Source organism: Streptomyces sp. NPDC090083, assembly GCF_044747445.1.
Taxonomy (GTDB): Bacteria; Actinomycetota; Actinomycetes; order Streptomycetales; family Streptomycetaceae; genus Streptomyces.
Map to the genome: position 1 here is coordinate 174,389 of NZ_JBIVED010000003.1, position 13,694 is coordinate 188,082.

Sequence of the window (13,694 nt, forward strand, 5' to 3'; positions counted from 1 at the left end):
CCCGCGCGAGGGAGTTCGGCGGTCAGATCACCACCCCGTCGATCTGCAGCGTCTGCACCGCCCCGGCCGCGAACGCCGCACTCACCGTCTTGCCGCTCACGTATGTGTCCGAGTGGGCGGTGTACAGATCGCCGCCGCCACCGGTCACCGTGTTCCAGCGCGGGACCAGACCGCTCGAACCACCCGCCACCGTGGTGAACCTGGAGAGGTCGAAGGTCAGGGTCGTCGACGACGAGCCGGTGTTCGCGGCGACGATCACCAGCCGCTTCGCGCTCGCGTCGTAGGCCGCCGCCGCGTAGCTCACGCCCGTGTCGAGGATCGTCATGCCGGGTCGGATGTGGCGGCTGAACTGGGCCATCACGTAGTACTTCGTCTGCACCGCGCCCGCGGTGAGCGTGCTCTGGTCGTACGCGATCATCGCCCAGCCCGAACTCGGGTCCATGACCTGCCAGTACGTCCAGGCGGTGGGGTGCAGCCAGCGGAAGTCGTACAGCAGGTTGCTCGCCATCGTCAGGCCGGTGGAGTCGCTGTCGCCCGTCTCGGAGTTCCAGAGGGCCTTGCCCGCCGTCGTCACCACGTCCGTGTACAGGAGGTCCCTACGGCCGCCCGAGCCCTGGTAGCCATGGACGTTGACCCGGTTCACATACCCCTTCGTGGTCGCGCTGAAGGAGTTCCACGTGGTCCGCGCGAGGTCGTAACTCGTCTCGTCGGACGCCGAGATCTTCGTGCCCGTCAGGCCGCGGCTGTCCAACTCGCTGCGGACGTAGGGGAGTACGGCCGCCTGGACGGTCGAGTCCATGTGGCAGCCCTCCTGCGTACCGGTCGCCGTCCACCAGCTCGACGAGGGCTCGTTGAAGGCCTCGACCGTCGCGAAGTTCACGCCCCAGTTGTTCTTCGCGTAGAGGGCCACGGACGCCAGATGGGAGGCGTGCTGGCGGTAGTTCCAGGACTGGAGGTTGTTGCCGCCGCCGGACGCGCCCGAGGGGTTGTGGTTCAGGCACATCCACCACATGGGGGAGTTGGCGAAGAGTTCGGTCGTCGCCCCGCGCGCCGTCGCCTTCACCAGCATCGCCCGCTGGGTCGCGTCGGCGGTCCAGTCCCAGGCCGAGGACGTCGGGTCCTCGTTGTTCCAGTCCTGCCAGTAGCCCTCGATCTGCTTGAACGCCGGGATGTTGGCCGAGGCCACCATCGACTCGCCGTTCACCGTGTTCCAGCTGCACGCGCCGAGGTTGTACCGGGCGATGTTCAGGCCCAGGCCGGGCAGTGACGTGCCTTTGTACGTCGTCGACTTGGTGGTGAAGAAGATGTCGGCGAAGTCGTCCCGGGCGCCGAAGACGTTCGCCCACCAGGCGAGGGACGTGCCCCAGCCCTCCCAGGTGCCGTACGTCGTCCCCGGGTTGACCGCGATCGTCGCGTCGGCCCGTGCGGTGCCGGTCGCCAGGGCGGTGCCGAGGAGACCACCGCCCGCCGCGGCCAGCAGGGTTCTGCGTCGGATCATCTCTACTCCCGATTCGCTCAACCGCCGGTCGTCCCACCGGCGTCGGCCATCCCCCGGCTCGTGCCACCAGGAAGCATCGGGTGTGCCGCGTGAGGTTGTCGAGGGTTGTGACACCCCTTTCTAAAACCCGTGTACGAAGGATCGAACGGCCGCCCTCGCCGCCAACGGCCGCCGAATGTTCGGTGAGTTCGCGGGCGGATTCTCTGGTGAGTTCGCGAACCCGCCCTTATCGTGCGGCCCATGCGGGTCCCCGTCGTGCAGCACCACAGCCGTAGACGCCGTGCGCTGGGCCGACGCGCCCTGTGGACCGGCGGCGAGTTCCTCGTCACCGCCGGGGTGGTCCTGCTGCTCCTCGTCGTCCACCAGCTGTGGTGGACCAACCGGGAGGCGCGCCAGGGCGCGGAGCATCAAGTGCGGTCACTGGAACGGCAATGGGCGACCCAGGCGCCGGCACCGGGTGCGGTGAGCGGGGCCGCTCCGTCGGCCAACACGGGGACGGGCAAAGGCGGTTCGCCCGGCCGGAGCGCGACCGGCACCACGAACCCGGCCACCGTCACTCCCCACCGCTCCCAGGCCTACGCCGTCCTCACCATCCCCCGTCTCCACCTCCGGGTCCCCGTCGCGGAGGGTGTCAGCAAGCAGAACGTGCTGAACAAGGGGTACGTCGGCCACTACCCCGGCACGCAACAGCCGGGCCAGGAGGGCAACTTCGCGCTCGCCGGGCACCGCAACACCCACGGCGAGCCGTTCCGGTATCTCCCGAGCCTGCGGGTGAAGGACACCGTCCAGGTCGAGACGAGCGCGGCCGTCTTCACGTACACCGTCGACAAGATCCTCCCGCAGACCTCGGCCGCCGACTCGGGCGTCATCCGGCCGGTCCCGCGCTCGATCGTCAGACCGTCCTACGGCTACAGCCTGCCCGGCCACTACATCACCCTCACCACCTGCACCCCGGACTTCACCTCCCGGTACCGCATGGCGGTCTGGGGCACGCTCACGTCCACGCGCCCCCGGTGACCGAGCCGCCGGCGGGGCCGGTGGCGCCGACGAGACAAGGGAAGCCGTAAGTCCCGTACCACAGAAGCGAGTTCACGCCCGGTCCCGCAACCCCACCACGGTCACCGCGGCCAGCACCGCGAGTCCCGCCGACACCGTCATCGCGATGTCCGCCCCGCGCGCGAGACCGCTCCCCGCCGACGTGGCGATCGCGATGGTCAGCGCGACGCCCGCGCAGGACCCGATGTACCGGAACGTCTGCTGCGCCCCCGACCCCATCGCCGCGCGCGCGGCCGGCACGGACTCCACGGAGAGCAGCGGCAGCGCGGCGTTCAGGAGCCCGCTGCCGACGCCCGCGATCACCAGGCCCGGCAGCAGTCGTGGCCAGGAGCCGGAGTCCAGGGCGCCGAGCATCGTCAGGACGCCGGCCGCGTGGAGGAGGAATCCCAGGGCGAGTTGGTGCCGGGAGGAGACACGGCCCGCGAGGCGGCGGGCCTGGAGGGCGACGGCGAAGGACAGGCCCGACCAGAGGAGGAACAGCCAGGCCGTGTCCATCGCGGACAGGCCGAGTGTCTGCTGCAGCAGTGCCGGCAGGAAGCTGAAGAGGCCGATCACCGCGAGGCCCGTGAACAGGCCGCTCGCGGAGGAGGCCAGGAAGGGGCGGTGGCGCAGCAGGCTCAGGTCGATCATCGGGGTCGTGCCCCGGCGCTCGACCAGGGCGAAGACGCCGACCAGCACCACGGCCGCGAGCAGCAGCAGGCCCACCGGTGCGCGCAGCCAGCCGTCCCGGCCCAGGGTCAGCGCGGCGACCAGGGCGACCAGCGCGAGTCCGAAGGTGACGGCTCCGGCGAGGTCGGGGCGTCCGCCGCGCGGCGCGCGGGACTCGGACAGGGTGCGGACACCCAGGGCGGCCACGACGAGCGCGGCGGCGCCGAGGACGGCGTAGGCCACGCGCCAGTCGGGCATCGCGCCCGCGACGAGCGGGCCGACGGCTATGCCGCCGCTGACGAAGGCGCCCCAGACGCCGGTCGCGTGCAGACGGCCGCGCGGGGTCGGGAAGGCGTGCACGATCAGGCCCAGACCGCTGGCCAGCAGGGCGGCGCTGGACGCGCCCTGCGCGACGCGGGTCAGGGTGAAGAGCAAGGTCGAGGACGTGAGCGCCGAGAGCGCGGTGGTGATGCCCAGCGCGAAGGTGCCGGCGAGGAAGATCCGGCGGCGGCCGTAGTCGTCGGCGAGGCTGCCGGCGACCAGGAGCAGTGCGGCGAGGCCCAGCGGGGTGCCGTTCAGGAGCCAGGCCTGCGCGGAGAGCGGGGTGTGCAGGGCGGCGGCGACGTCGGGGAGCGTGACCATCGGAGCGGTGTACGTCATGAGCGCCACGGCGGTGGCCGCGCTGGTCAGGGCGAGGGTGGCGCGGGGGTGCGGCACGCCGGGGGCGGAGGCCCCGGGTGGCTCCGGTGCCGGGTGCGGTGCGGTCGTCTCGGAATCCTCGATGAGGGTTCGTTCATTGAACCTATCCATGAGGAGTACGGTAGCACCGTAGGTTCGTTCATTGAACCCAGTGTCGGAAAGTGGCTAAGGTGGAGGCATGGCACTCGGCAAGGACTACGCGGGACAGGACTGCTCGATGGCCCGCGCGCTGGAGGTGGTCGGGGAGCGCTGGACGCTGCTCGTCGTCCGGGACGCCCTCTACGGCGTGCGGCGCTACAACGACTTCCTCGGCCACCTCGGCATCCCGCGCGCGGTCCTCGCCGCCCGCCTCCAGGCGCTCACCGCCGAGGGCATCCTCGAGAAGCGCCGGTACCAGGAGTCCCCGCCGCGCGACGAGTACGTCATCACCGAGCGCGGGATCGCCCTGTGGCCGGTGGTGCGCTCGCTCGGCCTGTGGAACCGCGTGCAGTACGGGGAGACCCAGCGGCGCTTCTTCCGGCACGTGGACTGCGGCACCGAACTCGGCTCCTACGGCGAGTGCCCCGCCTGCGCCGTCGTCGTCCCCGTCGGCGACGTCGTCATGCACCCGGGTCCAGGACTCGACCAGGACCCGGGCGACCCGGTCGGCCGGGCACTCCTCAAGCCGAGGCGCCTGCTCGAACCGATCGAGGCCGATCCGGTATAACGGACCGTACGGGCACAGCAGTTGGAGAGGGGGCGGACCATGCGGCACAGCCGGACGATCGCCCTGCTGCTCCTGTTCCTGCTCCCGATGGTGCTGCTCGACACCGCCGGCCTGCCCGCCGCCGTCGCGCTCGCCGCGACCGGCACCGCCCTCGCCGTCTGCGCCCTTCTCACCGCGCGCAGCGCACCCGCCGTACCGCCCACCCGGGTCCGTACGGCCATCCGCGACCGGGCCCGCCGTACGGCCTTCCTGCCCCAGCGCGACCCCGACGCCTCGGGCCGGCCCCGCCCCCGAGCCCCCGGACACACCCTCCGGACGACCACCGCGTAGGCATCCATCGAAGCCTCTCCCGCCTCCGCGCGGGGTCGTCCCGTCGCCATGCCCACTCCCGGCACGACGAGACCCACGGAGGGCTCACCCATGTCCGTCTTCACCACCCTGGTCGAGCAACTCGCCGACCTGCTCCACCCGTTGTTCGGCGCGACCGCCGCAGCCGCCGCGATCGTCCTGTTCACCGCTCTCGTACGACTCCTCGTGCACCCCCTGGCGCGGGCCGCCGCACGCGGCCGGCGGGCGCGGGCCCGACTCCAGCCGCGCGTCGCCGAGTTGCGGAAGCGGTACGCGAAGCAGCCCGAGAAGCTGCAGAAGGCCGTACTGGAACTGCACGCGAAGGAGAAGGTCTCCCCGTTCTCCGGACTGCTGCCGAGCCTGCTCCAACTCCCGGCGTTCTTCCTCCTCTACCGCCTCTTCTCCGGCGGCGGCGACGGCGGCCTGCTCTCCCACCGGCTGTTCGCCGCCCCGCTCGACGGCCGCTGGGCCGACGCGCTCGCCGCCGACGGACCGTTCGGACCGGCCGGACTCGTCCACGTCGGCCTGTTCCTCGCCGTCGCCGCGGTCGCGACCTTCACCTACGTCCGCACCCGGCGCACGACAGCCGCCGCCCCGGCCGGCCCCGGCACCGGCGCCCTCGGCAAGGTGCTGCCCCTCCTCTCCTACGGCACGCTGGTCACCGTCGCCGTCGTGCCGCTGGCCGTCGCGCTCTACGTGGTGACCAGCGCGGCCTGGAGCGCCGTGGAACGGGTCGTGCTCTCCACCTGACCGGCCGAGGTGACGGTCCAGTCCGTGAACCGGGTATTGCGGACTGGACCGTGAGCTTGGAGGATCGACCAGTCCTCCGATGGCTGCACCCATCGGTCGACCGCCCGCGATCGATGGAGATGGTGAACATGAAGCTGCTGCGAGTCGGTACGGCAGGGGCGGAGCGGCCCGCGCTGCTCGACGCCGGGGGAACCCTGCGCGACCTGTCCGGCATCGTCCCGGACATCGACGGGCCACTGCTCGACGACAGCGCCGCGCTCGGCCGGATCCGCGCCGCCGCCGACGCCGGGGAACTGCCCGCGCTCGACGCCGACGGACTGCGGATCGGGCCGCCGCTGGCCCGGATCGGCAAGGTCGTGTGCATCGGGCTGAACTACCACGACCACGCCCGCGAGACCGGCGCCGAGCCGCCCGCCGAGCCGGTCGTCTTCTTCAAGGCCGCGGACACGGTGGTCGGGCCGCACGACACCGTGCTGGTGCCCCGCGGGTCGGTGAAGACCGACTGGGAGGTCGAACTCGCCGTCGTCATCGGGCGTACGGCCCGCTATCTGGAGTCCCACGAGGAGGCGCTCGCGCATGTCGCGGGGTACGCCGTCGCGCACGACGTGTCCGAGCGGGAGTTCCAGATCGAGCGGGGCGGGACGTGGGACAAGGGGAAGAACTGCGAGACGTTCAATCCGCTCGGGCCGTGGCTGGTGACGGCGGACGAGGTCCCGGACCCGCAGGCGCTCTCGCTGAAGCTGTGGGTGAACGGCGAGCTGAAGCAGGACGGGACCACGGCCGAGCAGATCTTCCCGGTCGCCGAAGTCGTCCGCTACGTCAGCCGGTTCATGACGCTCTACCCCGGGGACGTCATCAACACCGGGACGCCCGCGGGAGTCGCCATGGGGCAGCCCGAGCCCAAGCCGTACCTGCGGGCCGGTGATGTCGTGGAGCTGGAGATCGCGGGACTGGGCAGGCAGCGGCAGGAGTTCAAGGACGCCTGACGGGCGGGGCCCTGCCGGTTCGCGGGTGCGCGGCCGGTGCGGCCGGCCGCGCGGTTCCCCGCGCCCCTGAGGAACGCCTACTTCAGCAGGGAGGCGAGGGTGCGCCAGGCCTCTCGGGGAAGGTCTTCGCGGGAGCCGCCGTCCACGACCTGCAGGGCCACGTGGTCCGCACCCGCCGCCAGGAAGGCGTCGATCCGCGCGCGGATCGAGGATTCGTCGCCCCAGGCGAAGACCGCGTCGACCAGGCGGTCGCTGCCGCCGTCCGCGAGGTCGGACTCCGTGAAGCCGTTGCGGAGGAAGTTGTTGGTGTAGTTGGGCAGGGTCAGGTACATGGCCAGGTAGTCGCGGGCCAGGGTGCGGGCGCGGGCCGGGTCCGTCTCCAGGACCACCTTCAACTCGGGCGCCAGCAACGGGGCTTCGCCCAGGACGGCGCGGGCGTCGGCCGTGTGCTCGGGGGTGACCAGATACGGGATCGAGCCGGCCGAGCGGTCCCGCGCCAGCTCCAGGGTCTTCGGGCCCAGGGCGGCCAGCAGGCGGCGGTCGGCGGGGACTCCGGCGGTGTCCAGCGCGTCCAGGTAGGCCACCAGCGCCGAGTACGGGCGGCGGTACTGGTCCGCGAGCTTTGCGTGGCTCACCCCCAGGCCGAGCAGGAAGCGGCCGGGGTGGGCCGCCTCCAACTCCGCGTAATTTGCGGCGCTCTCGGCCGCGTCGTACTGCCAGATGCTCTGGATGCTGGTGCCGACGGCGAGCGTCGAGGTCGCCTCGATCAGCGGCACGGCGTGCCGGGCGGCGCTGCTGCCGCCCAACCAGACGGCGCCGTAACCGAGTTGCTCCAACTCGGCCGCCGCTTCCGCCAGTTCGCCGCGCCGGGCCGGATCCTCGGTGCGCAGGCCGACGCTCCAGATGCCGTGGCGTCCGACCGTCTCCCTGAGGTTCCCCGGTGTCTCGTTGCTCATCGCTGCTGTTCCCTCCGCCGTCGGGCCGTCCACGCCTGTGACCGTGCCAACCGGAGCCGGGCCCCGCTTAATCCCGGGGCGCGACGTCCAGGAACTGTTCCAGCGCCGCCACCACGAAACGGTGGTCCTGCAACTGGGGCAGACCGCTCACCGTCACCGTGCCGATCACACCGGCGCCCTCGACCCTGATCGGGAACGAGCCGCCGTGGGCCGCGTACTCGTCCGGGTCGAGACGGGAGGAGTCCTCGAACGTGGTGCCCTTCGCGCGGTAGCGGGTACCGACCAGGTAGGAGGCGGAGCCGAAGCGCTCGACCACCTTGCGCTTGCGGTCGATCCACGCGTCGTTGTCGGGCACCGAGCCCGGCAGCGCCGCGTGGAAGAGCTGCTGGCCACCGCGCCGGATGTCGATGGCGACCGGCGCCTGGCTCTCCCGGGCCCGCTCCACCAGGAGCGAACCCAGGGCCCACGCGTCGTCGTAGGTGAAGCGCTGGAACACCAACCGGCGCTCCTGCGCCTCCAGTTCCTCCACCGTCGGGGTGATCTCGGGGGCGATCCGCTGGGTGATCGCGGGCTTGTGCTGGGTCACAGGGTCACCGTCACTCCGTCGCGGGCGCTGCGGCGCGCGGCTTCCAGTACGTCGAGGGTGGCGGCCGCCTCCAGGGCGGTCACCGGGTTGGGGGCGCCGTCACGGAGGGCGGCGGCGACGGCCGCGTAGTACGCGGGGTAGTCGCCGGGGAGGGTCGGCTCGGGGCGGCCACCGCCGGTGAGCGGGGACTCGCCCGCGCCGACCCGGCCGTAGGCCGACTCGGGTTCCCGGCCCCAGCCGTCCGACGTGCCCGGGCGCCTGCCGTCGCGCAGGTCGGCCTCCTGGGGGTCGAGGCCGTACTTGACGTAGCCCGCCTTGGAGCCCAGCACGCGGAAGCGCGGGCCCAGTTGGGCGGTGGTCGCGGAGACGTACAGGTGGGAGCGGACGCCGTTCGCGTGGGTCACGGCGAAGAACGTGTCGTCGTCCGTCTCCGCGCCCGGGCGGCGGATGTCCGACTCGGCGTACACGGAGGCGGCGGGGCCGAAGAGGGCCAGGGCCTGGTCCACGACGTGGCTGCCGAGGTCGTAGAGGAGACCTCCGATCTCTGTCGGGTCGCCGGACTCGCGCCAGCCGCCCTTGGGCTGCGGGCGCCAGCGCTCGAAACGGGACTCGAAGCGCTGGACGTCGCCCAGCTCGCCCTCGGCGATGAGCTTGCGGAGGGTCAGGAAGTCGTTGTCCCAGCGGCGGTTCTGGAAGACCGAGAGCAGCAGGCCGTGCTGTTCGGCGAGGGCTGCCAGCTCACGGGCCTCGGCGGCGGTGCCGGCGATCGGCTTGTCCACGACGACCGGCAGACCGGCCTTCAGGGCCGTCGTCGCGAGCGGCACGTGCGTCTTGTTCGGGGACGCGACGACGACCAGGTCCAGGTCGTCGGCGCGGGCGAAGAGGTCGTCGGGGGTCGCGACGGTGCGGACGTCCGGGAACTCCGCGCGGGCCTGTTCCTGCCGCTCCGGGTTCGAGGTGACGACCGTGTCGAGGGCGAGGCCCTCGGTGGCGGCGATCAGCGGGGCGTGGAAGACGGAGCCGGCGAGGCCGTAGCCGACGAGGCCGACGCGGAGGGGTGTGCGAGTCGTACGTCCAGTCATGTCCACCACTTTCGCAACGCTGTTGCCAAAGTGCAAGTGGTGGGGAGAATGGGTGCGTGGACAACGGTGTGGTGGGTGGGGCAGAGGCGGGTGCGAGGACCCGGGTGGGTTCGGCCGGCGCCCGTGCGGGTGCGGGTGTCGTGGCGGGCCGGGGTGCGAGCGCGGCGGGGGCCAATCTGCCGGCCCTGCGCAGCCACAACACCGCGCTGGTCCTCGACCTGCTGCGGACGGCCGGTACGGACGGGATCAGCCGCCTCGAACTCGCCGACCGCACCGGGCTCACCCCGCAGGCCGTCAGCAAGATCACCGCCCGCCTGCGCGACTCCGGCCTCGCGGCCGAGGCGGGGCGGCGCGCGTCCACCGGCGGCAAGCCGCGCACGGTCCTGCGGCTGGTGCCGGGCGCCGGGCATGCGGTGGGCGTGCATCTGGACCGCGACGAACTGCGGGTGGTGCTCGTGGATCTCACGGGGGCGGTGGTGGGGGAGCGGGGCGCGCCGCTGGACCTGGGGGCGGGGGCCGCGGTGGTCGTGGAGGCGGTGGCCCGGGAGGTCGAGGGACTCGTCGGGGGCCTGGTCGGGGGCGGGGTCGGTGAGCCGCTCGCCCGGGGCGCTCGGTCGCCGGCGCCCGACCCGGTTCGGGGTCTGCTCGGGGTGGGTGTCGCGCTTCCCGGCCCCCTGGACCACACCCGTGGAGTGCTGCACCGCGTCACCGGGTTTCCCGAGTGGGACGGGTTCGCCCTGCGGGAGGCGCTGGCCCGGCGGCTCGGGGTGGCTGTCGTCGTGGACAAGGACACGAACGCCGCCGCGTTGGGGCTGGCCGCGGCCGGGGAGGGCGGGTCCTTCGCCTATCTGCATCTCGGGACCGGGCTCGGCGCCGGGCTGGTGATCGGCGGGGGCGTGCACCGGGGCGCGCGGACCGGGGCCGGGGAGTTCGGGCACCAGGTCATCCAGCTGGACGGGCCGCCCTGCGACTGCGGGAACCGGGGCTGTATCGAGGCCCTGTGCCTGGCCGCCGTGGCGCGAGGCGACCTGGGCGAGGCGGCGCGGGTGCTCGGTGCCGGCGCCGCGAACCTCGTGGGCCTGCTCGACATCGACCTGGTGCTGCTGGGCGGCCGTACCGTCGCCGCCGATCCGGAACCCTTCGTGCGCGGAGTCGCCGCCGTCCTCGGCGCACGCGCCCGGCGCGAGGGCGCCCGCGAGGCCGCCGTACCCGTACGGGTCGCCCCCGGAGGGGCGCGCGGGGTCGCGGAGGGGGCGGCGCAGTTGCTGCTCGCGCCGCTGTTCGGGCGGGCGGACGGGTAGCGGGTGGCCCGAGCGGCCGGGGTAGCCGGGGCGGCCGTAGTACGTCGGGGTGGCCGGGGCGGCCGTAACCGGTGGGTCGGCGCGGCCCCGGCGGGTCGGCGGAGGCCGCGCGCCTCCGCCGAACAGGCGTCCTCCCGCGCCCGTTCGAGGCATTCGCGGCCCCGGCCCGGCACGGCAGCCCTGATCGACCGCACCCGTCCGGCACGCTCATGTGCTTATGCGACTGCCCCTGAGACCGCGCACCCCACTGCGCGCACCCCTGTCCCTCTGCCTCGCCGCAGCCGCCCCCCTCCTCCTCACCTCCGTACCACCCGCCCACGCGGCAGCGGCCGTCCCCGCCTGCGCCGCCCCCGACGCCCACGCCTTCCCCCTCACCACCCGCATCCACGACGGCCCCGACTCCTACCCGGCCGGCGGCGACTACGGCACCTGGTATCTCGACCTCACCAACACCACCGCCCGCCGCTGCACGGCGATCCACCCGGTCGTCGTCCTGGTCGACCGGCGCCGCGCCCTGAAACCGTCGCAGGCCAGGCTCGACTTCTACGACGGCACCGGCGCCCGCCCCCACCCGGTCCGCTTCGAGCGGACCGACGAGGCCGAACTCGTCGGCGCCTTCGACGACGGCTTCCCGGGCTTCACCGTCGACCCCGGCAGGACCCTCACGGTGAAGGTGCGGCTCGCGCTCGCCCCGGACACCGCGGCGAACGAGATCACCGTCAACGCGGCCGTCGTGCAACGGCACGCCGACGACGGCGACTGGGTCGGCCAGTCGAACGACTACCGCTTCGACGTCGAACCCGCCGACCCCGCCACCACGGAAACCGCCCCCGCGGCCACCTCCCCGGCCACCCCGGTCCCCTCCGCCCTCCCCTCGCCCTCCGCCGGGGGAGACCTCTCCTTCGCCGACGAACTCGCCCGCACCGGCATCGGCACCGAACACCTCGTCCTCGCCGCCACCTCCGCCCTGCTCATCACCACCGGCGCCCTGCTCGTGGCCCGGAGGCGCCGCTGACGCACCCCGTCGCCTCTGCGACGATCTCCGTGTGGACTACCCCAACGACCAGGCCCCCGGCGCCCCCGTGCGCTCCGGTATCCCGGAGCACGGCCGAATCCCCAAGTACTACGCGGTGAAGGCCCAGATCGCCGCACTCCTCGACGAGTTGGGGGAGGGCGGCCTGATCCCGACCGAGCGCGACCTCTCCGAGCGGTACGAGGTCGCCCGCGAGACCGTGCGGCAGGCGCTGCGCGAACTCGTGCTGGAGGGCAGGCTGCGCCGGCAGGGCCGGGGCACGGTCGTCGCGGGTCCCAAGCTGGAGCAGCCGCTGTCCCTGGCCAGCTACACCGAGGGCGTACGGCGGCAGGGGCGCACCCCGGGCCGCAGCCTGGTCACCCTCGACCGCTTCCCCTGCACCGACGCACTGGCCGCCGAGACCGGGCTGACCCGCGGCGAACCCGTCTGGCACCTGGAGCGCGTCCTGCTCGCCGACGACGAGCGCGTCGGCCTCGAAAGCACCTACGTCTCCGTCGCCCGGGTCCCGCACCTCGACACCGACTTCGAGCCCGATTCGTCCTTCTACGGTTACCTCAACGCGCGCGGCATCCACTTCGGCGACGCCGACGAACGCATCGAGACCGTGCTCGCCACCCCGCGCGAGGCCCTCCTCATCGGCACCCCGCCCGCCCTCCCGATGCTGCTGATCCACCGGGTGTCCCGGGACACCGAGGGGCAGCCGCTGGAACGGGTCCGGGGCCTGTACCGGGGTGACCGCTTCTCCTTCACCACCCATCACAGGGGCTGACACCGGCCACAGCGGCTGACGCACCGGGCCGCCAAGAAGCTCTCGATTATCACGGATGCATAACGGGTCTAGCCCAAACGTGATGGGTCGTTCACGCTTTCGTTGGGAGCCGGACCTTTCCGGTTCCCGGATCCGGAGGAGCGTGACCGTCGTGAGAGTGACAGTCGTCGGAGGCGGCGTGGTGGGAACCATGCACGCCTGGCAAGCAGTGGAACGCGGCCACGAGGTCGTACAGATCGAGCGCGAGGCGGAGGCTCGCGGTGCTTCGTTGCGCAACTTCGGCCAGATCTGGGTGAGTGGCCGCGCAGGCGGTGAGGAACTCGAAACCGCCCTGCGCGCACGGGAGTTGTGGCAGGAGATCGGCGCCCGCGTCCCCGGGCTCGGCTTCCGTGCGAACGGATCGCTGACCCCGGTCAGGGGCGACCGCGAACTCGCCGTCGCCGAGGCCGCCGTGGCGCGGGAGGACTCGGCCGCGCGCGGCTACAAGCTCCTCACCCCCACCGAGGCCCGCGCCGTCAACCCCGCCCTGCGCGGCGACTTCACCGCCGCCCTGTACTGCGAGCGCGACGCGGCCGTCGAACCCCGCACCGCCCAACTCGCCCTGCGCGCCGAGCTGTCGAAGTCCCCGAACTACACCTTCCTGCCGGGCCGCGAGGTCCGCGAGGTCATCGGCGAGCACGCGGTGCGCGACGACCACGGCGACGTGCACGCCTCCGACACGGTCGTGCTGTGCACCGGCGCCTGGCTCGGCGGACTCGTCCGCGAACTCGCCGGGCCCGAACTCCCCGTCCGCCGCGTCCGGTTGCAGATGATGCAGACCGACCCGCTCGGCGAACCCCTCACCACCTCGGTCGCCGACGCGGACAGCTTCCGCTACTACCCCGCCTACCGCGGCCAGGCCCTGGACCGGCTCAACGCCGACCAACCGCAGCCGCCGACCCCGGCCGCGCACGCCATGCAACTCCTCATGGTGCAGCGCGCCGACGGCGGACTCACCATCGGCGACACCCACGAGTACGAGCACCCCTTCGCCTTCGACACCACCGAGGACCCCTACGACCATCTCGCCGAGGTCGTCGAGTCGTTCCTCGGCCGCCCGCTCCCGAAGATCCGCCGCCGCTGGGCCGGGGTGTACGCGCAGTGCACCGACCCCGCCCGCGTCGTCCACCGCCAACAGGTGCGCGACGGCGTCTGGCTGGTCACCGGACCGGGCGGCCGTGGCATGACCTGCTCCCCGGCGATCGCCGAGACCACCGCGAACGAACTGGACTGGTGA

Annotated in this window: 14 protein-coding genes; 9 read left to right on the forward strand and 5 right to left on the reverse strand. The window is 72.8% G+C overall.

Annotated features, from left to right (window positions below; all coding sequences use genetic code 11):
* Positions 1-22 precede the first annotated feature (22 nt).
* Entirely contained in the window at positions 23-1,498 is a 1,476-nt protein-coding gene (locus ACIPTO_RS11850; RefSeq protein WP_401191047.1) for a beta-1,6-galactanase, read from the reverse strand.
* 240 nt (positions 1,499-1,738) lie between these two features.
* On the opposite strand from ACIPTO_RS11850, the gene ACIPTO_RS11855 reads away from it, so the two are divergent.
* Positions 1,739-2,515: a class E sortase gene (locus tag ACIPTO_RS11855; protein WP_401191048.1), complete on the forward strand. Its 777-nt coding sequence runs from the start codon at positions 1,739-1,741 to the stop codon at positions 2,513-2,515.
* 72 nt (positions 2,516-2,587) lie between these two features.
* Here the strand turns inward: ACIPTO_RS11855 and ACIPTO_RS11860 are convergent, their stop codons facing one another.
* Positions 2,588-4,012 (reverse strand): MFS transporter, encoded by a 1,425-nt coding sequence (locus tag ACIPTO_RS11860; protein WP_401191050.1) that lies wholly within the window; start codon positions 4,010-4,012, stop codon positions 2,588-2,590.
* 67 nt (positions 4,013-4,079) lie between these two features.
* Here ACIPTO_RS11860 and ACIPTO_RS11865 point away from each other — a divergent pair, with 67 nt between their 5' ends.
* The 4 genes from ACIPTO_RS11865 (at position 4,080) to ACIPTO_RS11880 (ending at position 6,691) form a co-directional block, all read left to right on the forward strand.
* Entirely contained in the window at positions 4,080-4,607 is a 528-nt protein-coding gene (locus ACIPTO_RS11865) for a helix-turn-helix domain-containing protein (RefSeq protein WP_366313073.1), read from the forward strand.
* A 39-nt stretch (positions 4,608-4,646) separates the two neighbouring features.
* Positions 4,647-4,937, forward strand: a complete 291-nt coding sequence (locus ACIPTO_RS11870; protein ID WP_366313075.1) for a DUF6412 domain-containing protein — start codon at positions 4,647-4,649, stop codon at positions 4,935-4,937.
* A gap of 90 nt (positions 4,938-5,027) precedes the next feature.
* Positions 5,028-5,705, forward strand: coding sequence for a YidC/Oxa1 family membrane protein insertase (locus tag ACIPTO_RS11875; RefSeq protein ID WP_401191053.1), 678 nt, complete (start codon positions 5,028-5,030; stop codon positions 5,703-5,705).
* Positions 5,706-5,833: 128 nt separating this feature from the next.
* Positions 5,834-6,691 carry a fumarylacetoacetate hydrolase family protein gene (locus ACIPTO_RS11880; protein WP_401191055.1) on the forward strand — a complete coding sequence of 286 codons (858 nt, stop codon included), beginning with the start codon at positions 5,834-5,836 and terminating at the stop codon, positions 6,689-6,691.
* Between the two features lie 77 nt (positions 6,692-6,768).
* Here the strand turns inward: ACIPTO_RS11880 and ACIPTO_RS11885 are convergent, their stop codons facing one another.
* The 3 genes from ACIPTO_RS11885 to ACIPTO_RS11895 all read right to left on the reverse strand — a co-directional run bounded on the left by ACIPTO_RS11885 (position 6,769) and on the right by ACIPTO_RS11895 (position 9,315).
* Positions 6,769-7,647 carry an LLM class F420-dependent oxidoreductase gene (locus ACIPTO_RS11885; RefSeq protein WP_401191057.1) on the reverse strand — a complete coding sequence of 293 codons (879 nt, stop codon included), beginning with the start codon at positions 7,645-7,647 and terminating at the stop codon, positions 6,769-6,771.
* A 67-nt stretch (positions 7,648-7,714) separates the two neighbouring features.
* Positions 7,715-8,233 (reverse strand): heme-degrading domain-containing protein, encoded by a 519-nt coding sequence (locus ACIPTO_RS11890; protein WP_401191059.1) that lies wholly within the window; start codon positions 8,231-8,233, stop codon positions 7,715-7,717.
* Positions 8,230-9,315, reverse strand: coding sequence for a Gfo/Idh/MocA family oxidoreductase (locus ACIPTO_RS11895; protein ID WP_401191061.1), 1,086 nt, complete (start codon positions 9,313-9,315; stop codon positions 8,230-8,232). Before ACIPTO_RS11895 ends, ACIPTO_RS11890 begins: the two co-directional genes overlap by 4 nt.
* 56 nt (positions 9,316-9,371) lie before the next feature.
* Here ACIPTO_RS11895 and ACIPTO_RS11900 point away from each other — a divergent pair, with 56 nt between their 5' ends.
* From ACIPTO_RS11900 to ACIPTO_RS11915, 4 genes are all read left to right on the forward strand, one after another.
* Complete coding sequence (locus ACIPTO_RS11900; RefSeq protein WP_401191063.1) at positions 9,372-10,616, forward strand: ROK family protein; 1,245 nt, start codon at positions 9,372-9,374, stop codon at positions 10,614-10,616.
* A gap of 217 nt (positions 10,617-10,833) precedes the next feature.
* A complete protein-coding gene (locus ACIPTO_RS11905) occupies positions 10,834-11,631 on the forward strand; it encodes a hypothetical protein (RefSeq protein ID WP_401191065.1) in 798 nt (265 codons plus the stop codon).
* Between the two features lie 31 nt (positions 11,632-11,662).
* Complete coding sequence (locus tag ACIPTO_RS11910) at positions 11,663-12,418, forward strand: GntR family transcriptional regulator (RefSeq protein ID WP_366313089.1); 756 nt, start codon at positions 11,663-11,665, stop codon at positions 12,416-12,418.
* Between the two features lie 151 nt (positions 12,419-12,569).
* On the forward strand, positions 12,570-13,694 hold the full coding sequence (locus ACIPTO_RS11915; protein WP_401191067.1) for a TIGR03364 family FAD-dependent oxidoreductase: 1,125 nt from the start codon (positions 12,570-12,572) through the stop codon (positions 13,692-13,694).